The following is a 25,503-nucleotide window of genomic DNA, read 5'->3' as shown; positions in this document are numbered from 1 at the left end:
CGCGCGGCCTTGCGTGACGCATCGCTGTCGAGCACACCGGCGAGCACCATCGGCTGGTTGGCGACAAAGCCCACGGTGCGGCCGGCGATGCGGCCGAAACCGGTGACGATGTTCTTGGCGAAGGTCTCGGAGATCTCGAAGAAGTCGCCCTCGTCCACGACCTTCAGGATCAATTCCTTCATGTCGTAGGGCTTGTTCGGATTGTCGGGGATCAGGGTGTCCAGGGACATGTCGACCCGGCCGATGTCGTCGAAGCTCGGCCACTCCGGCACGCCGTCGGTGTTGTTCGAGGGCAGGAAGTCGATCAGCCGGCGCATCTGCAACAGCGCGTCGACGTCGTTCTCGAACGCGCCGTCGGCGATCGAGGAGCGCGTCGCGTGCACCGAGGCGCCGCCGAGCTCCTCGGCGGTGACCACCTCGTTGGTCACGGTCTTCACCACGTCAGGACCGGTCACGAACATGTAGCTGGTGTTCTTCACCATGAAGATGAAATCGGTCATCGCCGGCGAGTAGACGTCGCCGCCGGCGCAGGGGCCCATGATGACGGAGATCTGCGGGATCACGCCGGAGGCGATGACGTTGCGGCGGAACACGTAGGAATAGCCGGCGAGCGCGGCGACGCCCTCCTGGATGCGGGCGCCGCCGGCGTCATAGAGGCCGATGATCGGCGCCCGCGCCTTCATCGCCATGTCCTGGAGTTTCGTGATCTTCAGCGCATGGGTCTCGGACAGCGAGCCGCCGAACACCGTGAAATCCTTGGCGAAGACGAAGGTCTTGCGGCCGTTGACGGTGCCCCAACCGGTGACGACACCGTCGCCGGGAACCCTGGTCTTCTCCATGCCGAATTCGGTCGAGCGGTGCTCGACGAACATGTCGAATTCCTCGAACGATCCCTTGTCGAGCAGCAGCTCGATGCGCTCCCGCGCCGTCAGCTTGCCGCGGGCATGCTGCGCCTCGATGCGCTTGACGCCGCCGCCCAACTTGGCGCCGGCGCGCCTTTCCTCCAGTTCAACCAACATCGTCATGATAGCCACATCCTCACAATCCGGTCCGACCTGGTCGCGCCGGGACAGGAATCCCTTACGGAGCCGATGCAGGGCGCGCGAGCATTCGCACATAGTCCGCCGGTACCACCTGGCTGCTCCGGCAAGCGCGATGGATTGCCAAACCGGCCCCCGGGCGCTTTGCATCCCAGTCAATGTATGCAAGATTAGCAAGGAGATCGCCGCGGAGGGACCGAAGAAAGTGCTTATTTTTGCCGATAGCGCTGAGCCAGTTGTAAAGTTTGCCAAGTGAGACAGCGCAAGATCTTCGCCGGCGACCGGCTACGGCGGTTGCGCGAACAACGCAGCATGACACAAGCAGAGCTCGCAGACGCTCTCAGCATTTCCGCGGGCTATTTGAGTCAAATGGAGAGTGATCAGCGGCCGATCACGCGAGAGCTGCTCATGCGGCTCAGCCGGCAATTTGGTATTGAGACGAATTATTTTTCGTCTGACGACGATTTGCGGCTCGCCAGCGAACTTCGTGAAAGCGCCAGTGACCCTCTGTTCGGGTCGCCCATTTTGCCTGACGAGGCCAGCGCGGCCGTCCGGGTCGCGCCCGATATCGCGCAGCGCTTTTTGCATCTCTATCGCGGTTATCTTGCGCTCGAAGAGGAACATCGCTCCTTGCAAACGCGTGTGGCCCAAACCGACGTGGGTGCGGCCAGCCGCTTTCCCTATGACGAGGTACGCGATTGGGTGCAATCAAAACGTAACCATTTTGATGCGCTTGATCGCGCCGCGGAACGGCTTTCGCAGGCAAGAGACTTTCAGCCCGAGAACCGCGGCGAGGACTTCATCAGATATTTGCGTGATGCCTACGGGGTTCGGATCGGCCAAGGCCCGGTGGATCTTGGCAAGGGAATGATCTGGCGGCTGGATAGCAACGCCAAAACGCTTTTCATGTCCAAAGATGCGCCGGTGGAAAGCCGGCTGTTCTGGATCGCTCACGTCATCGGCCTGCTCGAACAGCGAGACAGCATCGAACGTCAGATCAGACAGGCACGTCTCAGCAACGAGGAAGCTGCATCGCTCGCGCGCGTCGCACTCGCCAATTACTTTGCCGGCGCCCTGGTTATGCCATATGGAGCATTTCTCGCCACAGCGCGCGACGTTCGCTATGACATCGAACGCCTCCAGCGACGCTTTGGCACGAGCTTCGAGCAGGTCTGCCATCGTTTGAGCACGCTGCAACGGAGAAACTCGCCGGGAATTCCGTTCTATTTCCTGAAAATCGACATCGCCGGCAACGTCTTGAAGCGCAGCAGCGCCACCCGCTTTCAGTTCGCGCGCTTCGGAGGTCCCTGCCCCGTATGGAACGTACACCAGTCGTTCTCGCATCCTGGCCGCATCCTGGCCCAGTTAGCTGCTACGCCTGATGGAACGAGGTATCTTTGCGTAGCTCGGACCGTCAGCCTTTCGGCGGGCTCATATCTGAACCGACCGCGCGCGGTCGCCGTCGGACTTGGGTGTGAGGTGACCTATGCGGGCGAGACGGTTTACGCAAAGGGGCTGAACCTGGACGATCTCGATGCGGTCGACTTCATCGGCCCGGGATGCAGAGCCTGCGAGCGAAGCGACTGCCGTCACCGAGCACTACCGCCGATCGGCCACCCACTTGACGTGGGTACCGTCGAAAGAGGCGTCGTTCCGTATCAGATCGATGCCAAGACTTCTCGCACCAGCACCCTCAAATGATTTCGCAAAGTCCGCTCGACCTGACGGCGATCGAGCAACTCTTCGTTTTCTTGCCGTGGCGCGGCCGGCCGTGACCGAACTCGCAACGACAATCGGCCACACGATCCTTCTGGGGCAATCATGGTCCACCATCATCCTGAAAATCAGCGGCCGCTCACACCGCAGCGGTCACCATTTCAATGCGGCCGTACGCACAGGATGATCCCAGAGCGCAGTGGTTTCGCCATCGAGCAGGCTCACGGTGAGCGAGCACCCGGCCATTTCGAGCGATGTGACGTAGCTGCCAACCAGCGAACGGGCGATGCGCAGGCCCCGCTCCTCGAGCATCCTGCGCACCGCGTTGTACATCAGATAGAGCTCGATCGTCGGCGTACCGCCGAAGCCGTTGACGAGCAGCAGCGCCTCGGTACCGGCCCGCGTGCCAAGATCATCGGCGATCGCGGTGGTCATCTCGGCGGCGATCGCATCGGCCTGCGCGAGCTTGACGCGGCGGCGTCCCGGCTCGCCGTGAATGCCGACCCCCATCTCCATCTCGTCGTCACGAAGTGCAAAGGTCGGCGTGCCTGCCGCCGGAACGGTGCAGCTGGTCAGCGCAACGCCCATTGAGCGCGTCTGTGCGTTGACGCGCTCGCCAAGCGCGACACAAGTTGCAAGATCGGCGCCCTTCTCGGCCGCCGCGCCGACGATCTTCTCGACGATCAGCGTGCCGGCGACGCCGCGCCGTCCGATACTGTAAGTCGACTTCTCGACCGCGACGTCGTCGTCGGTCACGATGGTGGCGGTGCGGCCCTCGGCGATCTCCGCCGCCATCTCGAAGTTCATGCGGTCGCCGGCATAGTTCTTGACGATGAAGAGGACGCCAGCGTCGCCCGCGATCGCCTGGGCGGCCTCGACGATCTGGTCCGGCGTCGGCGATGTGAACACCTGCCCGGGACAGGCGGCGTCGAGCATGCCGTAGCCGACGAAGCCGGCATGCAGCGGCTCATGCCCGCTGCCGCCCCCCGACACCAGCGCAACTTTCCTCGGATTCAGCTCGCGGCGACGGACGAATTTTCGCTCAGCGCCGAGCATGACGAGGTCGGCATGCGCGGCGGCAAAGCCGTCGAGGCTCTCTGCGAGCATATTGTCGACAGAATTGATGAACTTCTTCATTGTGTCCTCCCGATTCGTCCGCCCGGCGTTCCTCGCCTATTTTTCCCGCATGATGGCAATCAGTCGCCGCGTGAACTCCTGGAGCAGCGTGTCAAGCTCGGCGTTGCGCTTGGCGCTGCCGAGATCCGGCAGATGCAGCGTCAGTGTCCGCTCGTGCGGGCCTTCGCTCAACCGGCCGACGCGGCGCGGATGAGCGCGCGCATAGGCGCGAAGGAAGGCCGTCTTCGCCTGCGGCGGGAAATGGCACACATCGAAGATCGTATTGAGATGCTGCACCGGTATCGGCACCGGATAGGCGGGATTGCTGATCTGGCTGACGAAGCTGCGGTTCTTCCCCATGGCATGGGCCAGCCGAAGCCGCATGCCCGATGGACGGCTCTCCAGCACCTCCTTGAAGATGCGCTTGTAGACCGCAACCGCGCCGGCTTCTGGCGCGTCATCGGCCGCCGTATCAGCCAAGGCCGCCTCCGCTGCTCAGCCGGTCGATGGTCTGCTTGATCTGCGCCAGCGCCGATGCATTGACGGAGAGCTCGCGCAGGCCGCAATTCAGCAGGGCGGGCAGACAACGCGGATCACCCGCCATGTCGCCGCACAGGCTGACGCTGATGGCGGCCCGCCGCCCATGCTCCGCGGTTCGCGCGATCAGTTCGAGCACTGCCGGATGCAGCGGATCCATCAAGGGGACGAGAGCTCCGTTGGAACGGTCGCAGGCCAGGACATATTGCGCGAGATCGTTCGAGCCGATCGAGACGAAGGACGTCTTGAAGCTCGCGATTGCCAGGGCCGCCGCCGGCACCTCGACCATGATACCGAGCTCGGGCAGCATCGCGGCAATGCCATCCGCCTGCAAGTGCTGCACGACATCTGCGAACAGCTTCCGCCCCGCCTCGAGCTCGTCCGCCGACGTGACCATCGGGAACATGACCTTGAGATTGCCGCGCACCGCGGCCCGCGCCAGCGCGCGGAGCTGAACCGCAAAGATCTCAGGCCGGGCAAGGCACAGGCGCAGGCCGCGCACCCCGAGGAACGGATTGGCTTCGCCGTCCAGCGTGAAGCCAGGCACCGGCTTGTCACCGCCGGCATCGAAGGTGCGGATGGTGACGGGGCGCTGGCCGGCCCATCGCAACACCGCATCGTAAGCCTGAAACTGTGTCTCCTCGTCGGGCAGGCCACCGCGCTCCGTCAGCAGGAACTCGGTGCGCATCAGGCCGATGCCGTCGGCATATTGCGCGTCGGCATGCTCGAGATCCTCGACGCGCTGGATGTTGATGAAGAGCTTGATCCGCTCGCCGCGCCAGGAGGCTGTCGGCCGCCGCAGGATCGCGCGCGCGGATGCCCTGCTCTTGTGATGGCTGTCGCGCCGCTTCTCGAAAATTCGGACCTGCTCGGCACTGGGATCCAGCTCCAGCGTGGCGCCTTCGCCGTCAAGCAGCGCCGTGGTGCCAGTGTCAGGAATGGCCCCGAGCTGTACCACCATCGGGATGCCGCGCGCTCGCGCAAGCATCGCGACATGGCTGGTCGGGCTGCCGCGCAACAGCGCCAAGCCACCGCCGCCGGACCAGTTAATCTCAAGGAATCGCGATGGCGGCAGATCGTCGGCGCAAACCACGCCTCCGCGCGGGATTTTCAGCGGCTGGTCCTGGTCGCCACGCAGAATGTGGATCACGCGGTCGCGCAAATCCGCAAGATCGGAGGAACGCGCCTTCAGATAGTCGTCCGATGCGGAGTTGTACTCGGCAATATGGGCGTCGAGCGTGGAACGCCATGCGATATCGGCGGGACGTCCCTCGCCGATCGACGCGAAGATCGCCTCGAGCAATTCCTCATCCTCGAGCAGCGCGACCTGGAATTCGAGAATCTGCGCGGCTTCGCCGCCGGCGCTGGCGGCAAGGTCGGCGATCTGCACGCTCGCGACGTCGATCGCATTGCGCAAGGCCAGCGCCTCCTCGACCAGCGTACCGGCCACCCGCTCGCCGCCCGCTCCCGCGTCGACGCGGACGAACGGGCCATGGGCAAAGCCGATCGAGGCAGTCCTGCCGCGATACGCCAGCCCTGCAGCGCCGCCCTGCATGCTATGGTGCTCCATCCGGGAAATCGCTTGCGATCAGATCAACCAGCGCCGCGACCGCGGCCTCGGCATCGCTGCCGGAAGCCTTGATCTCGATCGTGCTGCCGTGTGCCGCGCGCATTGCCATGATCTTGGCCACGCTCTTGGCATTGATCCATTCGGGTGCGCCCGCGACCCGCACGGAGATCTGGGCCTCGAACTTCTTGGCGAGCTTGGTCAGCTTGACCGCGGGGCGCGCGTGCATGCCAACCGCATGCACTAGCCGCACATTGCCGGTGAAGATCTGTTCGTCCGCTTTATCAAGCATGCTCGTCATCCATCATCGCTTCGCCGACGCCTCAGTCGGCAGAGAGTTCCTCGGCCACGGCCCTGACCTGGGCCAGCGAGCTGCCGCCCGCAGCTTCCGTCGCCGCCATGACGGCGCCCTCGACGATCGGCGCGTTGCACACGACAACGAGATCACGCCGCGCCGGCTCCAACATCTCGACTGCCATTTCGCTGTTGGTCTCGGCGCCGCCGAGGTCGACAAGCACGGCAACGCCTTTCGACGACCAGGCGTCGTTGATGGCGTCGATGATCAGCGGCACGCTGGTGCCGAGACCACCGTCGGGATTGCCGCCGCAGAAGGCGACCTTGACCTCGCTGCCGACCATCTGCCGCACCATGTCTGCGGTTCCCTTCGCGATGTCCCGCGAATGCGATACGATCACGATCCCCACGGTGTCGGTCATTGCCGCGCCTCCAGGCCAGCGCACACCGCGTGCAGCAGAACGCAGCTCGATCGCGCCCCGGGATCGACATGACCGACGCTGCGCGCGCCGAGGAACGACGCCCGACCCTTCGTTGCTTGCATCGGCACCGTGCGCTCGACCGCTTCAGCCGCGGTGGTGCGCACCCGCGCGATCAGATCGGGCTGGCCGGCGCCCGCTTTCAGTGTCTCCAGCACCGGAATGAGCACATCGAGCATCGTCTTCTCGCCGGCCTGCGAGCGGCCGCGCGCGCTCACCGCGTTCACGCCACTGCCGAACACGTCGGCGAGATCGTCAGGCAGGTGCTTGTCGTGCGACAGCGCCTCGCCCGCGGCGAGAAAGAAGCTGCCATAGAGCGGGCCGGAAGCGCCGCCGACCGTCATGACTAGGGTCTTGCCGATCGTCTTGAACGCCTCGTCGAGCGGTTGCGCCGAGATGGCATCGAGCTTGCCGAGCACCGCTTCGAAGCCGCGCTTCATGTTGGTTCCGTGGTCGCCGTCGCCGATCGCCTGGTCCAGACTCGTGAGCTCCGGCGCGCTATCGATGACCTGCTCGGCGGCCGCCTTGAGCAGCGACTTGAATGTCTCGGGTTGCACCGACATTGATCTGAACCTTTCGCTCCTCTAATGAACCATCGGGCCGATGCGCTGTCCCGCACCGTCGAAATACAGCGGACGCACCAGTTGCAATTCAACCTCCTGGCCGGCCCGCAGCGGTTGATGCGGATCCGCCAGCGTCACCAGCGTTTCGCCCTTATAGTCCAGGTGAACGTGATTCTGCTCGCCGAGGTGCTCGACGCGATGCACCCGGCCGATCATCCGTCCGCCGTTGCGCGTGGCGATCTGGAGGTGTTCGGTGCGGATGCCGACCGTCTCCGTTTCCGGCGGCATCGCCACATCGGACAGCAGCCGCGCGGGCAGGAAATTGATCTGTGGCGTCCCGAGCCGCGAAGCGACGTAGCTGCTGGATGGATTTTCGTAGATCTCCCTCGGCGTGCCGAGCTGAAGCAGCCGGCCGTCCTTGATCACGCCGATCCTTGATGCCATCGTCATGGCTTCGACCTGGTCGTGGGTCACATACAGGATGGTCGCGCCGAGCTCGAGCTGGATCCGCTTCAGCTCGAGCCGAAGTTCGGCGCGAAGCTTTGCATCCAGCGACGACAGCGGCTCGTCCATCAGATAGATCGAGGGATCGCGCACAAGCGCGCGGCCGATGGCGACCCGCTGCATCTCACCTCCCGACAGGCGGGTGGCGCGATTGTTCAGCTTGCTGGCGATATGCAGCAGCTCCGCCGTCTGCTCGACACGCCTGCGGATCAGCGGCTCCGGCACGCGCCGCGCCGGAGAGCGCAGCGGGAACGCCAAATTGTCATAGACCGAAAAATGCGGATACAGCGAATATTGCTGGAACACGAATGCGATGTCCCGTGCACCCGGCGGATCATGCGTCACGTCGCGCCCGTCGATCATGACCGAACCGGCGTCGGGGCTCTCGAGCCCGGTGATCAACCGCAGCGTCGTGGTCTTGCCGGCGCCGCTCGGCCCGAGCAGGACGAGGAATTCGCCGTCGTTCACCGTCAGCGAGAGGTCGCGCACCGCGTCCACCGCGCCGAAGCGCCTGCTGATATTGCGCAAGCTGACGTCAACCATGGCGCATGCCCTCCTCCCTGGCGGTCCTGATTGCAAGGCCGCTGCCGGCATCGAACAGCGAGAGCCGATCGGAGTTGAATTCGAGGCCGACGGTTTCGCCGATCCGCACCGAGGCGCTCGAAGGTAGCCGCGCCGCGACCCGCCCATACGCCGTGTCGATCGTGACGATCTGCGTCGTGCCGAGATATTCCGCGCCGAACACCTCGCCACGAACGGATCCGGCGTCGGCGAAGCGGATATGCTCCGGACGAACCCCGAGCGCCAGCGCCGCGCTTGCGCGGTCCTCGCGGATCTCGGGCACCGCGAGCCTGGTGTCGTGAAAATTGATCGCCCGGTCACCGGATCGCAGCCCGCCCTCGAAGTGCAGGAAGTTCATCGACGGCGAGCCGATGAAGTCCGCGACGAACATGCAGGCGGGCCGGTCATAGACCTCCTGCGGCGTGCCGATCTGTTCCACGCGCCCCTTGTTCATGATCGCGATCTGGTCGGCCATCGACATCGCCTCTAGCTGGTCGTGGGTGACATAGACCGTGGTCGCCTTGATGCGATCATGCAGGTCGCGCAGCTCGCCGCACATCAGATGACGAAACTCGGCGTCGAGCGCGCCCAGCGGCTCGTCCATCAGGAAGGCCTTCGGGCGCCGCACCATGGCTCGCCCGAGCGCGACGCGCTGGCGGTCGCCGCCCGAGAGCTTTGCCGTCTTGCTCGACAGCAGATGCTCGATCCGCAGCATCCGCGCGGTCTCCTGCACCCGCTCGCGAATCTCGTGCCGCGCCATGCCCTGGCACTTTAGCGGGAAGCCGATGTTCTGCCCGACATTCATGTGCGGATAGAGCGCAAACAGCTGGAACACGAACGCGATGTCGCGGGCGGCGGCACGGTGGAACGTGACGTCCTCCCCGTCGAGCAGAATCTTGCCCTCGGTCGGCAGCTCGAGGCCGGCAATCATGCGCAACGTGGTGGTCTTGCCGCAGCCGGAGGGGCCGAGCAACGCGAAGAAGGTGCCGTCGTCGATGGTGAATGTCGAGCCTTCCACCGCCGTGAACTGATCGAACGACTTGCGAAGATATTCGATGCGGATCTGAGCCATGGCCTTATTCCGGAAAGTGGCTGACGATGACGAAGCCGACCGTGCCGGCGAGGATCGTCACGAATGAATAGCTGTACAGATCTATCGAGAAGGGTTGCACCAGCATGAAGATGCCGCCCCCGATCAGGGTCATCGCAACGGCCTCCCAGCGCCCGCGGCCGAAGAAGCGATGCAATGTCCCCTTGGCGCCCTTGGCAACGGCAGAATCGCTCATTTGCGCATCGCTCCGAAGGTGATGCCGCGCAACAGATGCTTGCGCAACAGCACGGTGAACATGACGATCGGGACGACGAACAGCGTGGTCGCGGCGGCAACCGCCGGCCAGTCTTGCCCGCCCTCCCCGATGATGAAGGGAATGAAGGGCGGCATGGTCTGCGCCTCGCCGCTGGTCAGCAGAACTGCGAAGGCGTATTCGTTCCAGGAGAAGATCAGGCAGAAGATCGCGGTTGCCGCAATTCCGGTGACGGCCTGCGGCAACACCACCTTGCGCAGCGCCTGCAGTCGCGTGTAGCCGTCGACGAGGGCCGCCTCCTCATACTCGCGCGGAATCTCGTCGATGAAGCCCTTGAGCAGCCAGACCGCAAGCGAGACGTTCACGGCGGTGTAGAGCAGGATCATGCCGAGCCTGGTGTCGGTCAGATTGAGCTGCCGGTACATCAAATAGATCGGTATCGCAACCGCGACCGGCGGCATCATCCGCGTCGACAGGATGAAGAACAGCAGATCGTCGGCCAGCGGAATGCGGAAGCGCGAAAAAGCGTAGGCTGCGAGCGTGCCGAGGAAGACGGCGAGGAAGGTCGAACCGAAGCCGATGATCAGCGAGTTGACGAAGCGCGGCACGACCTTGGACGGTCCGGCAATCACCATGTCATGCTTGCGGACGAGCTTGTCATACCAGGTCTCCGGCGGCGGCAACTTGGCGATGAAATCCGGTGTCTGGCGGGTGCGCACCGTGAACAGGTTGACATAGCCTTCGAGCGTCGGCTCGAAGATCACCTTGGGCGGATAGGCGATGGCATCGCTTTGCGACTTAAAAGCGGTGGCGACGATCCAGAGCAGCGGCAGGATCGTGATCAACGCATAGAGGATGACGAGAGCACCGGCGAATGCCTTGATGCGCGGCGAGGCATCGACGATCGAGTGTGCGGTGGATCTGGCGACGGCAGCGGTCATCGTTGCTTCACCTTGTTGAGCGCTTTGACGTAGATGTTGGCGGCACCGAACACGGTCACGAACAGGATAATGGCAAGCGCCGAGGAATAGCCGGTGCGCCACTTCTCGAACGCCGCGCGCTTCAGCGTGATGGACACGAGCTCGGTGGTCGACCCCGGTCCTCCCGACGTCAGGAGATTGACCATGTCGAACATCTTGAAGTTCTCGATCGCGCGAAACAGCACCGCCAGCATCAGGAACGGCACCGTCATCGGCAACGTGATCGACCAGAACTGCCGCCAGGCCGAGGCACGATCGACCTCAGCCGCCTCATAGATATAATCGGGGATCGAGCGTAGCCCGGCGAGACAGATCAACATCACGTAGGGCGCCCACATCCAGGTGTCGACGAGCACGATGGTCCATGGCGCCAGCGCGACCTGCCCTGTCATGCTGAACGAGCTCGGCGGCACGCCAGTGAACAAGCTGATCAGATAGTTGAACGGTCCGATCTGCGGCTGCAGCAGCAGCGTCCAGAAATTGCCGACAACTGCCGGGGACAGCATCATCGGCAGCAGGATGATCGTGGTCCAGAAGCTGTGGCCGCGGAATTGGCGGTTGATCAGGAGCGCGAGCCCAAAGCCGACCACCACCTGCAGGGCAACCGAGCAGATCACGAATTGCGCCGTGGTCTGGAGCCGGAACCAGATGTCCTCGTCGTTGAGGATGTCGCTGAAATTGTCGAGCCCAACAAACCGCAGCGGCAGATAGGACATGCTGAGGTTGAGGCTGGTGAAGGAGAGCCGGATCATCCAGACCAGCGGGAAGATGTTGATCGCGAGCAGCAGCGCAATCGTCGGCGCGACGAAAAGCCACGCAATGGTCCGGTCGGACAGACCGTGGACGCGGCGCGCGGCGCGGGATTTGGCGGGCTCGCTCACTCCCGCGATCGTAGCATGATCGGGTTGCAGGATCGTCGTCATCTTGTCCATCGGCTGGGCTGGTTCGGCTTCCCCGAGGCTGACCTGACCTCGGGGAAGCCAGTTCAGTTGGATCGCGGAGTTCAGGCTATCGCGAGGCGACTTCCTTGCCCTGCTCCTTGAACACCTTCGTCCAGTCCTTGACCAGGAGATCGAGCGCCTGCTGCGCCGTGCCCTTGTCGGCGACGACGTAGTCGTGCACCCGCTTCTGCATGTCGAGCAGCAGTTGGGCGTAGGACGGCTCGGCCCAGAAGTCCTTGACGATGCCCATCGACTCCAGGAATTGCGGCGCGAACGCCGCGCTCTTCGGGAAGTCCGGCGCATCGACCACCGCCTTGAGCGCCGAGTAGCCGCCGATCTGCCACCATTTCTGCTGCACGGCGGGCTGCGCGAACCACTTGATATAGGCGAGCGCGTCGTCCTTGCGGTCGGAAGTCGCAACCACCGAGATGCCCTGTCCGCCGAGTTGGGTGAAGTGCCCCTTCGGGCCGGCCGGATTGACGAAGAAGCCGATCTTGTCGCCGCCGACATTCGGATCCTTGTAGAGGCCGGGGAAGAAGGCGAACCAGTTCATCTGCATCGCCACCTGGCCCGACTTGAAGGCATCGAGCCCTTCCTGCATGTAGGCGTTCGTCATGCCGGGCGCGGTACAGCACTTGTAGAGCTCCTTGTAGAATTCGAGCCCCTTGGCGGCATCGGCCGAATTGACGATGCCCTGCATCTGGTACGGCTTCTTCGGATTGTCGTAGCTGAAGCCGTAGTTGTAGAGCACGTTGGTCACGCCCATCGTGATGCCTTCGGAACCGCGCTCGGTGAAGATGTAGGCGCCATAGACCTTCTTGCCGTCGATCTCGCGGCCCTGGAAGAACTCCGCGATCTGCTTCAACTCGTCATAGGTTTTCGGCGGCGCCAGATCGCGGCCGTACTTGGCCTTGAACGCCGACTGGATGTCCGGTCGCGAGAACCAGTCCTTGCGGTAGGTCCAGCCCACGGCATCAGCCATCGCCGGCAGCGCCCAGTAGTTCGCCGAATTCTTCGGCCACTGCGAATAACCCACGACCGTCGCCGGGACGAAATCGTCCATCGAGATGTGCTCTTTGTCGAAGAACTCGTTGAGCTTGACGTACCACTTGTTCTCGGCGGCTCCGCCGATCCACTGGCTATCGCCGATGATCAGGTCGCAGAGTTTGCCGTGGGAATTGAGCTCGTTGAGGAAGCGATCCGCATAGCTCGTCCAGGGGACGAACTCGTATTTCATCTCGATGCCGGATTGCTTGGTGAAATCCTTGCCCAGCTCGACCAGCGCGTTGGCCGGATCCCACGCCGCCCAACACAGCGTGAGCTGCTTGCCCTGAGCCGCAGCTTCGCCTCCGCCAAATATCCCCAGCAGCGCCGCCCCGAGAACCGTGGTGGCCACTGAGCTTTTCAGCCGATTGAATGTCCGCATATCCGTTTCCTCTCTCGTTGAAGCATCCAACCCGCTCAACGCGCCCCGCCGGAGCGACGCCGAGACCTTGAAACCGAGTTTGAGGAGCGATGAGTGAAGGACGAGACGGACCGCTGCCGGAGACGGCTCCGGAATGGCTTGGGCTCCTCCTACACATCGGCTCGATGCACGATGTTTAGTTTTTTTATATTACTAAACGTAGTACTAAATTTTTGATGCCGTCAAGCCGGTTCTCGCGCTCTTGGCGAAATATTTGCGACGCTCGCACGCACGAGCGGGATGTTCGCGGTGCAGCAAAATGTCCGACCATTATAGCTAGTTTGGCGGCCCACGATTACCGATCTGGTCAAGCGGACACAATACGGCCCATCCCGACAGCAGGAGAGCCGGAAGGTTAGCCATAACCAGCATGTTTAGTAAGCTAATTTACTGAACGTTCGACAAAGCGATTGACAGCGAGCAGCCTCATCGGCCGAAATCTGCCATTGCCGCGGACCGCACCAGTTTCGCGCCAGAAATGACCTCGCCAAAGCGCAACGAACGCGATCGAACTCAAGCGCCGGCGCAGAAAAATCAACGAAGCTGACCGATGTTCTGCCGCTCATAACGGCCTGATTGCAGGTTCGCATAAGGCTGGCACGACCCGCGACTTGGTAGAGCCATTTGCATCCTATTTGCACTCCAACCCAGCCGAATTCGCTTCGTCTGGTGCATGCGCTTTTCACCGTGGTTCTTGTCTGCTCCCACGCGCCGTTGCCGTGTCCGGCTTCCTCGCGCGCGGCACTCTGCTCGGTACCTGCCTCGGGCTAAGCGTCGTCGCACCGACAGGCAGCCCGCTTGGACCGACGCCGATGTCCGTTGAGGGGCTGTTGCTACAAGTGCAGCATCACCACCATCATCACCGTCATTATCGGTGCCATCACCACCATCACCGTTGACATTACCGACCCGCGGTAGCGGCCCGCAGCGATGGCCTCCCAAGTTGGCAGCATAAGGTTGGACCGCTGCCCACGCTCGACGCATCGCTGGACCGGCTCCGAATACAATACTAGGTATCGCTGATGCCATAACCATCGCCCAAGATTCTGAGATCCATGATCGATGGCCTTGGTCCGACTCCACTCGCCTGTGTCGCTGGCATGATGCCCGAAAGCGGCACCTACCTTAGCTCTGCCCGGGACCAATTCCTTTACCTGACACCGAGTTGGCCTGAAAGGCGGCCGATGATCGGAGAATCGATCTCTCACCTCGTCATGTGCAGTACATTTGACTCCGCGTCGGCAAGCTCATCAGCGTTGAAGATAAAGCTCTGCACCCAATAGGTCCCTGGCTGTAGTTTCTGGTCCTCGTCCAGCAGGCTTATCTGGGCGTCGAACGCCCCATTTGCCTTGGTCTTGGTCTCGGTGCTGCGGTGTGTCTTGCCGTCCGGCAGCAGCACGTCCACCAGGATGCGCTGGCCGCCGCGCGCCGGCGCGACCGCGCCATGCACTGTCACGCTGTCCTTGCGCTCCTTGCCCTCCACCTCCATGCGGATGGTCGCTTTCCTGCGCACATTCACGCGATAGAACGTGCCGCCAATCGCATAAAAGCGCGACCCAGGCACCGTGCCGGAAATGTCCATCGCTACGTCATAGCCGCGCTCGATGAAGCCGGCGACGCGGAACGGCGCCGTGCCTGGGAAGCGCCCTTCCCTGTTCTTGCCGAACTTGTAGACGTTGACGTCCGCCACCGGCCAAACCATCACGTCGATCTCCTTCTCGGCCTTGCCCTCGAGCCAGACCCAGGCGTGCGGGATTTGCGCCGCCCAGCCAAGCGGCAAGCCGCGCATCGATAGCTGCACGGCCCGCGGCTCGTCCAGCGGATTGCGCACCGCCGTCTTGATGAACAGCGGGTCGGCCGGGCTCGAGCCAGCTGCCTGGAACTCGAACACATTCTCCTGTGCGCCGTTGTTGCCGCCGGAAATCTCGCCGAATTGCTGCGACGCATAGACCTTCAAGCAGGTATGCTTTCCAACCACCGGCACCCAGTTGCAGAACGTGTCGATGGCGCCGCTCTGCGGAATGTTGGCGATGGTCTTCACCGAAATCGGCGCCCAGTTGCCGTTGTCGCCCACGCCCGGCGGCGTGATCGCGTAGAACGTGACCTTGACATTGCTTGCGCCCATCGCGCCGCTCACATGCACGCGTGCGGTGAACTGGTTGATGTGGTTGACCCACGGCTTGTCGCCGTTGCCGAGCGGCCGCCCCTGGGAGTCCGTGCCGTTATCGAAGGCGCCGAACGGATCGCGATCGACCCAGATGTCGGGCGACTGCCAGTTCGAGTCCCACGGCTCGACATTGAGATCGAACGAGCCGTTGGGATCGTCGGCGATGGTCTGCGACCATTCCACACGCACACGGCACACCAGCGGGCGCGCCTGCACCGAGTCGTTGAGCACCGTGATGCGGAGTGCCCGCGCCGGGTCCTCGATGATATCGTTCGCGATCTGCACCCGGTCGTCATGCATCAGGGTTATGAACCGGGTCTGCTGATTGTTGTGCATCTCGTCGGCGATCACGCGGGTCACGATCACGCCGCCCTGGTTGGGCGCCGCTCCGACCGGAATGCTGTCGTCGAAAATCTGCGTCGTGGTGCCGGGACGCTGGCGCACCTCGACGAAATAGGTGAGCGCGTTCGATATCTTGATCTTGAGCAGGTGGAACCGGTTGGCGTTATTGTCCTCGGCCAGCCCGTGGGCGATCAGGTCAACTTCCTCGCTGTGCGGGTTGCGGTCCCACTGCAGCTCCTTGATGTTCACGCCCTGGTAATAGCCTAGCTTCTCCAGGTGATAACCAGTGAAGATCGGATGACTGTCGTGGTCGCCCATCAGTTCGAATTCCTGAGCGGTCGCCGCGCCCGGGTCGACTAGGTCAGAACCATAGACGTCCTCGCCCAAGGTGGCCGAACCGTCGCCCGTCTCGGTTGGGGCCGAGACGATGTTGTGGCCGAACTCGTGCGCGAACCGACCCCAGTTGGCGTTCTCGTTGATCCACAGCAGGTTGATCTTCTGGGCGAGCGTGATGTCGATATGGATGTGAGTGGAGTCGCTCGCCGGCTTGCCGTCGTCGTAGGAGAAATTCTGGGTATCTACCCCACCCCAGGCGCGGATGAAGGCGCCATTGGTGAAGATCACCACGCACAGCATCTGGTAATTGTTGAGGTCGAAGCCCTCGTCCTGTGCATGCTGCGCGGCAATCGCCGCCATCCGATTCTTCTGGCCGGAGATCACGTTCTGTGCGCCTGCCAGATCGACGAAGTCGGCAAAGTTGCCGTCGAGCGCGGCCGCGGCATTGACGATGTCGAACTGAACATTCGTGCGGGTATAGCTTGCCTGGTTGTAGAACGTCTGCACGTTGGTCCAGCGGTCGTTCAGCGCAGTGCGCACATTCGCGAGGTTCGCCGGCACCTTGTCGGCGGCCTGGCACACCACCGCAAGCACGCGGATCGTGCCGATCGGGTTAACGTCGCCGGCATCGCCCGCGCCCGCTCCCATGGCGAACACCGGCGGGCCGTCCTCATCGCTCCCACCCGGATAGCCCGTGATCTCGAAGTTGCCAACGCCGGTCGCCGTATGCGTCCCGACCTTGATCTCTACCGGGCCGGTATCGACGTCCTTGGTGACCAGCACCTTGAGCTCGTTGTTGCTCGCCGCCAGCACCGGCGCGCTGGTGCCGCCGATCGTCACCAGGTTGTCGGTGCGGGTCGGCGCGAAATTCGAGCCGCGGACCGTCATGATCGTGCCACGTTGTCCGTTCGACGGCTCGAACGAGGCGATGTGCGGGCCGACGAGCCACGGAAGATGCAGGTCGAGCCAGTCCTTCAACCTGATCGGCGATTTTCTGATCGCAGGATCAATCTTGTTAAGATTGAACACCTCCAAGGGACGCGACGGCGCCTTGCCGATCGGCGTTGCCAAAGCTGGGCCTCTGTTCTCGAGCTTGCCGACCTGGCGTTCCGCCTTAACCGTCTGGTCTTGCGATACCGTGGCTCTCGCTTTGTGCGCACGGCTAGGCTCGGCGGCCTTCCGTTCCAGCCTTCGCGCTCCCATATTGGCGGCCGACTTGTGTGCTGGGTTTTGTGTCTTGCCCTTGCGACCGGCGATCAGCGATTTCTTGGTGGATGCTCTGGTCCTCAACGGGATCGTCCGCGTATGCTTGGCCATCTACGCCTCCCTACGCACAAGATTTTCACCAGCGCGTTCTGCGCAAACACGCGTCTGCAGCTCGAGGCCGGACTATGCGTAACGTTACGCCCAGTGCGAGCCCGGGTTTATGAGGTACTTCACATCCTGTGCGAAAGCGGGACCCACGCTGCAATCGCTGGATGTCGGCTGACAGCCCTGGCGTTTCGCCTGCAAGAAAAATCGCAAATCTGGCGTAACAAGACGTTTGCTTCTACTTGCTCAAAGGCGTCCTTGATGTACTGCTGCTCGATTACTTCAAGCGTTGCGAATTCGTGTGATGCCACGGCAAGGCAACCCGCTCAATCGCTTCAATCACCGCAATCAATGCGACGCCGAGCACCGCAAGAATGACAATCGCAGCAAAGACACGCGGCGTGTCGAACGTACCCTGCGCGGTCAGAATGACATAGCCGAGGCCGCGCTGGGACGAGACGAATTCGCCGACAATGGCGCCAACCAGAGCCAGCGACATCGCCACCTTCAGTCCGGCAAACAGATGCGGCAGCGCGCAATAGAGCTTGATGCGCAGCAGCACCTTCAGACGCGACCCACGCAAGGTCTTCGCCAGGTCGATCGTATCCGGCGACACCGATTGCAGACCAAGCGCGGTGTCGATCACCACGGCAAAGACTGCGATCAGAAAGGCAATAGCGATCTTGGGCTCCGCGCCTGTCCCGAACCAGATCAGAAAGAGCGGCGCCAGCGCCACCTTCGGCACGCTATTGAGCGCGACGAAGAGCGGGAACAGCAGACGATCCAGGATCTTCCACTCCACGATCGCAACCGCAAACAGGACGCCGAACACGACGGCGACGGCAAATCCGGCGAGCGTGATGCCCAGGGTATAGGCCGTCTGCACGGCGAACCAGCCCGGAGAGGCTGCAAGCTCCTCGATGATCAGCGACGGCGCCGGCAGCAGAATGGACCGCACACCAAGCGCGCGCACGCCGATCTCCCACACCAAAAGGAAGATCGCAACCCCCAGTAGCGGAACGGCGGCTCGACGCGCGGCTTTCATCAAGCTCCTAGTCATGGATCAGGCCCATTTGCTCGAACAGAGCCCGGATACGGCTGGTATAGGCACCGAATTCCGGCGTCTCGCGCATCGCCAGTTTCCGCTCGGCCGGCAGGTCGATGGCGATGTCCGCGACCACGCGCCCCGGCCGTGGCGTAAAGACCACCACGCGGGTCGACAGGAACACCGCCTCGGTGATGCTGTGAGTCACGAAGACCACGGTCATCCGATGCTTGGTCCAGAGCCGATGCAGGTCGACATTGATCTGATCGCGCGTCAGCGCATCGAGCGCCCCGAACGGCTCGTCCATCAGCAGCAAACGCGGGTCGAGCAGCAGCGAGCGGCAGATCGCGACGCGCTGCCGCATGCCGCCGGACAACGCCCGAGGATAGGCGCGCGCGAATCCGTCGAGCCCCACCATCTGCAGCAATTGCCGTGCACGCTCCTCGTATTTCTTCTTGCCGTAACCGCCGAAATCCGCCGGCAACAGCACGTTCTCCAGAACGTCGAACCAATCCAGCAAGGCATCCCGCTGGAACGCCATGCCGAGACGCTCCGGAGGACCGTCGATGGGCGCGCCATCCAGTTGCAGGCGTCCGCCGGTCGGCGCCTCAAGTCCGGCAAGACAGCGCAAGAACGTGCTCTTGCCGCAGCCGCTCGGCCCCACCAGGCTGATGAATTCGCCCTCTGCGATATCAAGCGAAACGCCTTGCAACGCGGTGACGCCGTCGGCGTCACCGTATCTTTTCACGACATCGGACGCTGCGATCATGGATTCAACGGGATCGCGAGGGTCAGTTCTTGCCGCTGGCCACGTCCGCAACGACGCGCTCGTCGATCAGTTCATTGGTGAAGACTGCATCTGCATCGAGGCCCTTCTCGATGAGCCCGCCATCGGCGAGCACCGCAACGGCCCGCTTCCAGTCCGCCGCAGCCATCGTGCTGAACGGCAGGTTCCGGGTTGCATCGGTGTACGCATAATCCTTCAGCGTATCGATCTGCTGCCGCAAGACGGCCGGATTGAGTTTGGCCTGCGGCCGCGCCGCAATGATCGCCCTCACCGCTTCGTCCTGATTGCCGGCAAAGATATAGGCCCAACATCCCGCGACCACGCTCGCAAAACGCTTCAGCGCCACGCGCTTCGAGGCGATCGACTTCTCGGTCGCAAGCAAGCCGAAGCTCGGGAATTCCAGCCCCTGATCGGCGAAGCGGATGGCGTTCGAGGGACGCTGGCTTGCGACGACGGCCAGAAAGAATGGTCCGGACGAGAATGCCGCGTCGGACCGGCCAGCCATGTAGAGGCCGGCTTTGCCTGCCGCGTCGACGCTGACGAGGTCGACGTCATTGCGAGTCAGCTTTCCGGCGGCGAGAAACTGGTCGATGAACGGCGCCTCGAGCGAACCGGCGGTGAAGGCGATCTTCTTGCCTTTCAAATCGGCGGGGCTGGCGATGCCGCTGTCCTTCGGAACCAACAGACCGATGTCGTTCTGCTTGATGAAGCCGGCAATCGCTTTCACCGGCAACCCCTTGGAGCGCGCGATCACCATCGGGGCCAACGACGCGTAGCCGACATCGTATTCACCATTACCGACGATCTGCACGGTGGCGACGGACCCGGTTCCGTCATCCAGCACGACATCAAGGTTATACTTCGCGAACAATCCCTTTTGCGCCGCCAGATGAAACGGTGCCTGCGACCCCCAGGGCGTCCAGTCGAGTCGTACCGTCAGGCGGTCGGCCGCCGATGCGCTACAATTAATCAGTACACATGCAATAAACGCCGTAACCGCAGTTAACTCTCGAAATCCCATCATGTGCACACCTCCCATATCTGCCCGGCAGTACCGCATTCCTTTAAAAGACTAACACGGCGCCTTGCCCGCGCAAGATATGATTATGTACTGATTAATTTGCCGATTGCCCAACAATGAGGCTCGGGGGCGCGCGGCGCAGGCAACGACAGTTCAGAACGCGTCAGCCTGCGTGCTCGGTTCGGCAGTGCGGAAGGCGTCAAGTGCCATGCAGCGATCGGTGATCGCCAGCAGGATCGGATACGCGTCAAGCGGACAATCGAAGCGCCGCGCGTTGAAGATCTGAGGGACGAGACATATGTCGGCCATCGTCACCGAATCGCCGCAGCAAAACCGGCCAAATAGACCTTCGCGCCGCAGGTAGTCCTCTAGTCCGGACAGCCCCTCCGCGATCCAGTGCCGATACCAGGCATTGGTGGCCGCCTCGTCCGCTTCGAACTGCGCCTTGAGATGCTTCAGCACGCGCACATTGTTCAGCGGATGAATTTCGCATCCGATGATCTGCGACACCGCCCTGACGTAGATCCGCCCGAGCGGATCCTTCGGCATCAGCGGAGGATCGGGATAGACTTCATCCAGATACTCGATCACGGCCATCGACTGGATGAGGCATCGGCCGCCCTCGACCAGAAGCGGCACCAGGCCCTGCGGATTCATGTCGCGATAGGACGGCGCCCGATGCTCCATCTTCGGCAGACTGATATAACGCGGCTCGTAGTCGAGCCGCTTGTGGGCCAGCGCGATCCGGAGACGGAACGAGGTCGAAGACCGAAAGAATGTGTAGAGTTGCCGCGACACGTCAGATCACTCTGCGGCGGCCTTCTGCAGGATGTCATCCGGCGTGGAGGATACGACCTCGACATATTTCGGGATGAACTTGCCGCCCTCGATATACTTGATGAAGGCCGGTTTGATTTCATTGGCGAGGATCTTGCGGATCCTGGCATGCTCCTCGATATCGCTCCATTCGGCGATCAGGAAGAACCGTTGCGGGTCCTCGGTATCGCGGCACAGCACGCCATCCTTCACCTGCGCCGATGATTTGTGCATCGGATTGCCTTCCGAATAGTCAAATTCCTCGAACAGCTTGATGAACTCTTCCTCATGCCCCGGCATGACGCGGAAGTCGTAGATATGCAGATAATTGCCCTTGGTGGCGAGCGGCTCTTGCGCCATGAAAGTCTCCCGTTCCTGAACATATATGATGGTACACTGACTATCTTGGTTTCGCAACAGGCGCGATATCGCGCCGTTTTGTGCGCAGCAGCGCTCTTCTTTTCGTCCGCAGCAGCGCTCTTCACGGAGTTGCGAGCCTTAGAAATGATGTTATACTGATTATAAATTCCAGTGCGAGAGACGCCACAAATGGCATGGACGAGAGCGGCTTCGCTGAACGAGGTGCCCGAGGGCAAGGCCCTCGGCGTCGAAGTTGGCGGCATTCATATCGCGCTCTACAATCTCGACGGCAAAATCTACGCAACGCATGGCATCTGCACGCACGCGCTCGCGCTGCTGGCCGAAGGCTGGATCGAAGACGGCAAGGTGGAATGTCCGCTGCACCAGGGGCAGTTCGACATCCGCAGCGGAAAGGCCCTTTGCGCGCCGGTGACCGAGGATTTGCGGACCTATGCTGTTCGCGTCGAAGGCGATGACATTCTCATCGATCCCGACCAGCCGGCTACGGAATCCGCCTTCGAGAGCAAGCTCGCTGCCGCTGCGCCCGCGAAAGATACGACGGGTGTCGTGATCGTCGGCGCAGGTCAGGCGGCCGCGGCTGCAATCCGGGCCATGCGCACCGGCGGCTTCGATGGCAGCATCGATCTGGTAGGCGCAGAACCTCATCTTCCCTATGAGCGACCGCCGCTGTCCAAGGAATTCCTGCTGGGTACGGCCGAATTTTCATCCAGCGTTCGTTTGAGCGAGGCAGACGCGGTTCAGCTCGGCGTGCGCCTGCATCTTGGCGTTGCCGCGACGACGATCGATGCCGCGCAGCGCCGGATCACTCTCGCGAACGGCGAGGCTCTGGCTTACGATTCGCTCCTGCTTGCCACCGGCGGAACGCCACGACGGCTGAGCATTCCCGGTGCGGATTTCCCGGGCGTTCACTATCTGCGCACGATCGAGGATTCCGCCGCCATCGGCGCAGCCCTTGACCGCGCGCAGCATGTCGCTGTGGTCGGCGGTGGGTTCATCGGTCTAGAACTTGCATCGACCGCAATTTCGCGCGGCGTTGCAGTGACCCTGCTCGAACGCGAACGCGAGATCATGGCGCGGATCATGCCGGCCGTCGTCGGCCGTGCCTTCCGGATCATGGCGGAGCGGCATGGCGTCGATATTCGCCGCAACGCCGGGGTTATCGAAATCACCAGGCGCGGCGAACGCCTCGGCGTCGTGACCAGCGACGACACGATCGAAGTCGACGCGGTTCTGGTCGGTATCGGCATGCAACCGGTGCTCGGCCTTGCGCTGCAGGCCGGCTGCGCCACCACGCCCGCCGGCATCGAAGTGGACGCGCAAGGACGCACCTCTGTGCCGGGCATCTGGGCGGCCGGCGATTGCGCGTTGTACCATCAGCCGATCGCAGGGCGGCGCCTCTCGCTCGAAAGTTGGCAGAACGCCGAGGAGCAAGGCGGCGCGGCCGGCCGCTCGATCGCCGGAAACAGCGCACCAGTGGCGCAAAAGCGCCCCTGGTTCTGGACCGACCAGTTCGGCTGCAATGTGCAGATGCTCGGAATTGTCGGCGCTGACGATCATGTCGCGCTCGTAGCCGCGAACGAAGCGGCCCCGGGCGCGATCTATCGCATGTTCGACAAAGCGACCGGACGGCTCACCGGCATCGTCGCGTTCTCGCACCCGCAGGCGATCCGCGCCGCGCGCGCCGAACTCGATTCCGCCCCGCCTTTCGATCCCGATATTCATGGCGCCATCATCTCATCCGATGGACAAGAAGGCGCCGATGCCATGGAGGCCAGCCTCATGAACGCCACCCCGGGACTGTCGCTCACCAAACGCTATATCTGGCCGGCCGACGGCCTCACCCGCATTCCGGATTGGGTCTATACCGACCAGGCGATCTACGAGCGCGAGGTCGAGAAGATCTTCCACGGCCGCACCTGGAACTATGTCGCGCTCGAATCCGAAATCCCCAATTCCGGCGACTTCATCCGCTCGCACGTCGGACCGACACCGGTCGTCGTCTCTCGCGCGGAAGACGGCTCGATCCATGTGTTCGAGAACCGCTGCGCGCATCGCGCCGCCGAGTTCTGCCGAGAGCTTTCCGGCAACGCAAAGGAATTCGTCTGTCCCTATCATCAATGGTCGTACGATCTCAAAGGAAATTTGGCCGGCGTTCCCTTTCGTCGCGGCGTCGGCGGCAAGGGTGGCATGCCGCCAGATTTCAGGAATGCGGATCATGGTTTGCGCCGCCTGAAAGTGACGACGCATCGCGGCGTGGTGTTCGCCTCCTATTGCGATGACATGGAGCCGCTGGCCGAATATTTCACGCCGGAGATCATGCGCGAATTCGAGGCGACCTTCGATGGCCGCAAGCTCAAGGTGCTCGGCTATTACCGCCACTCACTGCCCGGTAATTGGAAGCTCTATCATGAGAATTTGAAAGACCCCTATCACGCCACCCTGCTGCACACTTTCCTGGTCACGTTCGGCCTTCTGGTCGCGGGCAACAAGTCGCTGATGCTCGCCGATCCGAGCGGGCGTCATGGCGTGATGGCTTCGGCAAAGTCCGACGGCAAGGCCGTGTCGAGCGACGCGAAGAAGGAAATGCGCGCTTACAAGGAGGGCATGACGCTGGCCGAGCCGCGCTTCATGGATTTCGTGGACGAGTTCGACAGCCCCTGGTCGGTGACAATGGCGACGATCTGGCCAAACCTGATCGTGCAGCGCGAGATGAACACACTGGGCGTACGCCAGATCGTGCCGACGGGACCGCATGAATTCATCATGAAGTGGACTATGTTCGGTTTTGAGGGCGACAGCGAGGAGATGACACGGCATCGCCTCCGGCAAGGCAATCTGATGGGGCCGGCCGGCTTCCTCGGGCTTGAAGACAACGAGGCGATCAAGTTCGTGCAGGACGGCATGCAGCGCGTGCCGAACGGCGAGCATCTGGTGAAACTCGATCCGGCAGTCGAGGCCGGCACCGCCGACAACCTGATCTCTGAAGCGGCAATCCGCGCCATGTACAAGCACTGGCGCGCCGAGATGGGACTCTGAGTCATGGATATGGCCCTTAAGCGCAACCTCTCATCCGACACGCTCATGGATCCGCGCCTCGAGGCACTCCTGCTGCGGCACGAGATCGAGACCTTCAACGTGCGCTATGCGAACGCGCTCGACGAGCAGCGTCTCGCCGACTGGACCGAGATGTTCGCGGAGGACGCGACCTACGTCGTCCTGTCGCGCGAGAACCATGATCGCGACATGCCGGTTGGGCTGATCTATTGCGAAGGCAAAGGCATGATCCGCGACCGCGCCTTCGCTCTCAGCGAGACCGCGATGTTCGCGCCGCGCTATCTGCGGCACATCATCGGTAATCTCGACGTGCTGGGCGAAGAGCGCGACGGCACGATCAAGGCACGCGCCAACTACGTCGTGCTGCAGGTGCTGTTCGATCGACCAGACGCTATGTTGCATCAGGTTGGCGTGTATTTCGACGTATTCCGTCGCGAGAACGGCGTGCTCAAATTGGCCAACAGGCGCTGTGTCTATGACAACCTGCTGGTGCCGAATGCGCTTTGTCTGCCGGTGTGACCGCATATGACCTGCCGCGACGAACCGGCAGACAAGGCGCGCGGCCGGCGAACGATCTCAGCTTGGCTGAAAGACCGTGCGGCCGAGATGGTTGTTCGCATCAACCAGCCGCAGCAGCGCCGCCATCAGGGCCGCGCGCTCCTTGGGAGGCAAAGGCTCGAGCAGCCGCGCCTGCGCGCGCTGCATCGCCTTGAACATTTCCCGGGTCACCTTCTCCCCGGCCGGAGTGAGGCGCGCGAGCACGGCGCGCCGATCCTTCTCACCCTTGCGGCGGGTCAGCAAGCCGCGCTGCTCCAGACGACGCAGCACGTCGGCGACATTGGTGCGGTCGATGCCGACCTCGCGCCCGAGCGTATGCTGATCGGTGTCGGGATTGAGGCTGAGCGTGGTCAGCAGCGCATATTGCACCGGCGTGATGTCGAAGCCTGCGCATTCCTCGAAGAACAGGGCGTAGTTGATTTGGTGCAGCCGCCGGATCAGAAAGCCGGGGCGCGCCCACAACGGCATGCTGGCATAAAGCGAGGTGTGCTCCGCCTTCTTTCCGGCGGGCTGGTTTTTCGGTTTTCGGACCGGCTTGGATTTCCCGACTCTTTTGGGCTTTGCCAATTTCAACAATCTCCCTGCGACGGCTTCCGGCTGTTCTCTACCACCCCCAGC

23 protein-coding genes are annotated in these 25,503 nt (G+C 62.6%); 3 read left to right on the top strand and 20 right to left on the bottom strand.

Annotated features, from left to right (window positions below):
* Nucleotides 1–1,025 (bottom strand): acyl-CoA carboxylase subunit beta (locus YY7_RS0110540; RefSeq protein WP_028163202.1); only part of this gene is annotated, 1,025 nt, incomplete at its 3' end.
* A 267-nt stretch (nt 1,026–1,292) separates the two neighbouring features.
* Between YY7_RS0110540 and YY7_RS0110535 the strand changes: the two genes are divergently transcribed.
* Nucleotides 1,293–2,741 carry a helix-turn-helix domain-containing protein gene (locus YY7_RS0110535; protein ID WP_028163201.1) on the top strand — a complete coding sequence of 483 codons (1,449 nt, stop codon included), beginning with the start codon at nt 1,293–1,295 and terminating at the stop codon, nt 2,739–2,741.
* 168 nt (nt 2,742–2,909) lie between these two features.
* On the opposite strand, the gene dhaK is transcribed toward YY7_RS0110535, so the two are convergent.
* The 18 genes from dhaK to YY7_RS0110440 all read right to left on the bottom strand — a co-directional run bounded on the left by dhaK (nt 2,910) and on the right by YY7_RS0110440 (nt 21,252).
* Nucleotides 2,910–3,893, bottom strand: a complete 984-nt coding sequence (dhaK, locus tag YY7_RS0110530) for a dihydroxyacetone kinase subunit DhaK (protein WP_028163200.1) — start codon at nt 3,891–3,893, stop codon at nt 2,910–2,912.
* A 36-nt stretch (nt 3,894–3,929) separates the two neighbouring features.
* Nucleotides 3,930–4,352 carry a hypothetical protein gene (locus tag YY7_RS0110525; RefSeq protein WP_028163199.1) on the bottom strand — a complete coding sequence of 141 codons (423 nt, stop codon included), beginning with the start codon at nt 4,350–4,352 and terminating at the stop codon, nt 3,930–3,932.
* Complete coding sequence (gene ptsP / locus YY7_RS0110520; RefSeq protein ID WP_245287245.1) at nt 4,345–5,979, bottom strand: phosphoenolpyruvate--protein phosphotransferase; 1,635 nt, start codon at nt 5,977–5,979, stop codon at nt 4,345–4,347. Before ptsP ends, YY7_RS0110525 begins: the two co-directional genes overlap by 8 nt.
* Entirely contained in the window at nt 5,966–6,268 is a 303-nt protein-coding gene (locus tag YY7_RS0110515) for an HPr family phosphocarrier protein (RefSeq protein ID WP_063623372.1), read from the bottom strand. Before YY7_RS0110515 ends, ptsP begins: the two co-directional genes overlap by 14 nt.
* A gap of 31 nt (nt 6,269–6,299) precedes the next feature.
* Nucleotides 6,300–6,692, bottom strand: coding sequence for a dihydroxyacetone kinase phosphoryl donor subunit DhaM (gene dhaM, locus YY7_RS0110510; protein ID WP_028163196.1), 393 nt, complete (start codon nt 6,690–6,692; stop codon nt 6,300–6,302).
* Entirely contained in the window at nt 6,689–7,312 is a 624-nt protein-coding gene (gene dhaL / locus YY7_RS0110505) for a dihydroxyacetone kinase subunit DhaL (RefSeq protein ID WP_028163195.1), read from the bottom strand. The genes dhaM and dhaL overlap by 4 nt, the downstream gene beginning before the upstream one ends.
* A gap of 21 nt (nt 7,313–7,333) precedes the next feature.
* Nucleotides 7,334–8,359, bottom strand: coding sequence for an ABC transporter ATP-binding protein (locus YY7_RS0110500; RefSeq protein ID WP_028163194.1), 1,026 nt, complete (start codon nt 8,357–8,359; stop codon nt 7,334–7,336).
* Nucleotides 8,352–9,449, bottom strand: a complete 1,098-nt coding sequence (locus tag YY7_RS0110495; protein ID WP_028163193.1) for an ABC transporter ATP-binding protein — start codon at nt 9,447–9,449, stop codon at nt 8,352–8,354. Before YY7_RS0110495 ends, YY7_RS0110500 begins: the two co-directional genes overlap by 8 nt.
* Nucleotides 9,450–9,453: 4 nt before the next feature.
* On the bottom strand, nt 9,454–9,663 hold the full coding sequence (locus YY7_RS0110490; protein WP_028163192.1) for a hypothetical protein: 210 nt from the start codon (nt 9,661–9,663) through the stop codon (nt 9,454–9,456).
* Nucleotides 9,660–10,622: a carbohydrate ABC transporter permease gene (locus YY7_RS0110485; RefSeq protein WP_028163191.1), complete on the bottom strand. Its 963-nt coding sequence runs from the start codon at nt 10,620–10,622 to the stop codon at nt 9,660–9,662. Before YY7_RS0110485 ends, YY7_RS0110490 begins: the two co-directional genes overlap by 4 nt.
* Complete coding sequence (locus YY7_RS0110480) at nt 10,619–11,593, bottom strand: carbohydrate ABC transporter permease (protein ID WP_155255114.1); 975 nt, start codon at nt 11,591–11,593, stop codon at nt 10,619–10,621. The genes YY7_RS0110485 and YY7_RS0110480 overlap by 4 nt, the downstream gene beginning before the upstream one ends.
* A 76-nt stretch (nt 11,594–11,669) precedes the next feature.
* On the bottom strand, nt 11,670–13,028 hold the full coding sequence (locus YY7_RS0110475) for an ABC transporter substrate-binding protein (protein ID WP_035689766.1): 1,359 nt from the start codon (nt 13,026–13,028) through the stop codon (nt 11,670–11,672).
* 1,243 nt (nt 13,029–14,271) lie between these two features.
* A complete protein-coding gene (locus YY7_RS0110465) occupies nt 14,272–17,229 on the bottom strand; it encodes an IPT/TIG domain-containing protein (protein ID WP_028163188.1) in 2,958 nt (985 codons plus the stop codon).
* A gap of 271 nt (nt 17,230–17,500) precedes the next feature.
* Nucleotides 17,501–18,268 carry an ABC transporter permease gene (locus YY7_RS0110460; protein ID WP_210164689.1) on the bottom strand — a complete coding sequence of 256 codons (768 nt, stop codon included), beginning with the start codon at nt 18,266–18,268 and terminating at the stop codon, nt 17,501–17,503.
* Nucleotides 18,269–18,275: 7 nt separating this feature from the next.
* A complete protein-coding gene (locus YY7_RS0110455; RefSeq protein ID WP_028163186.1) occupies nt 18,276–19,037 on the bottom strand; it encodes an ABC transporter ATP-binding protein in 762 nt (253 codons plus the stop codon).
* Between the two features lie 22 nt (nt 19,038–19,059).
* Nucleotides 19,060–20,079, bottom strand: a complete 1,020-nt coding sequence (locus YY7_RS51300) for an ABC transporter substrate-binding protein (protein ID WP_210164688.1) — start codon at nt 20,077–20,079, stop codon at nt 19,060–19,062.
* 150 nt (nt 20,080–20,229) lie between these two features.
* On the bottom strand, nt 20,230–20,874 hold the full coding sequence (maiA, locus tag YY7_RS0110445) for a maleylacetoacetate isomerase (protein ID WP_028163185.1): 645 nt from the start codon (nt 20,872–20,874) through the stop codon (nt 20,230–20,232).
* 6 nt (nt 20,875–20,880) lie between these two features.
* Nucleotides 20,881–21,252: an antibiotic biosynthesis monooxygenase gene (locus tag YY7_RS0110440; RefSeq protein ID WP_028163184.1), complete on the bottom strand. Its 372-nt coding sequence runs from the start codon at nt 21,250–21,252 to the stop codon at nt 20,881–20,883.
* 189 nt (nt 21,253–21,441) lie between these two features.
* On the opposite strand from YY7_RS0110440, the gene YY7_RS57960 reads away from it, so the two are divergent.
* Nucleotides 21,442–24,309 carry an FAD-dependent oxidoreductase gene (locus YY7_RS57960; RefSeq protein ID WP_080663659.1) on the top strand — a complete coding sequence of 956 codons (2,868 nt, stop codon included), beginning with the start codon at nt 21,442–21,444 and terminating at the stop codon, nt 24,307–24,309.
* 3 nt (nt 24,310–24,312) lie between these two features.
* On the top strand, nt 24,313–24,846 hold the full coding sequence (locus YY7_RS0110430) for an aromatic-ring-hydroxylating dioxygenase subunit beta (RefSeq protein ID WP_051396641.1): 534 nt from the start codon (nt 24,313–24,315) through the stop codon (nt 24,844–24,846).
* Nucleotides 24,847–24,903: 57 nt separating this feature from the next.
* On the opposite strand, the gene YY7_RS51295 is transcribed toward YY7_RS0110430, so the two are convergent.
* Nucleotides 24,904–25,452, bottom strand: coding sequence for a MarR family winged helix-turn-helix transcriptional regulator (locus YY7_RS51295; protein WP_245287244.1), 549 nt, complete (start codon nt 25,450–25,452; stop codon nt 24,904–24,906).
* Nucleotides 25,453–25,503 lie beyond the last annotated feature (51 nt).

The organism is Bradyrhizobium elkanii WSM2783 (assembly GCF_000472865.1).
Taxonomy (GTDB): domain Bacteria; phylum Pseudomonadota; class Alphaproteobacteria; order Rhizobiales; family Xanthobacteraceae; genus Bradyrhizobium; species Bradyrhizobium elkanii_A.
This window is presented reverse-complemented; position numbering and strand designations above follow the sequence as displayed.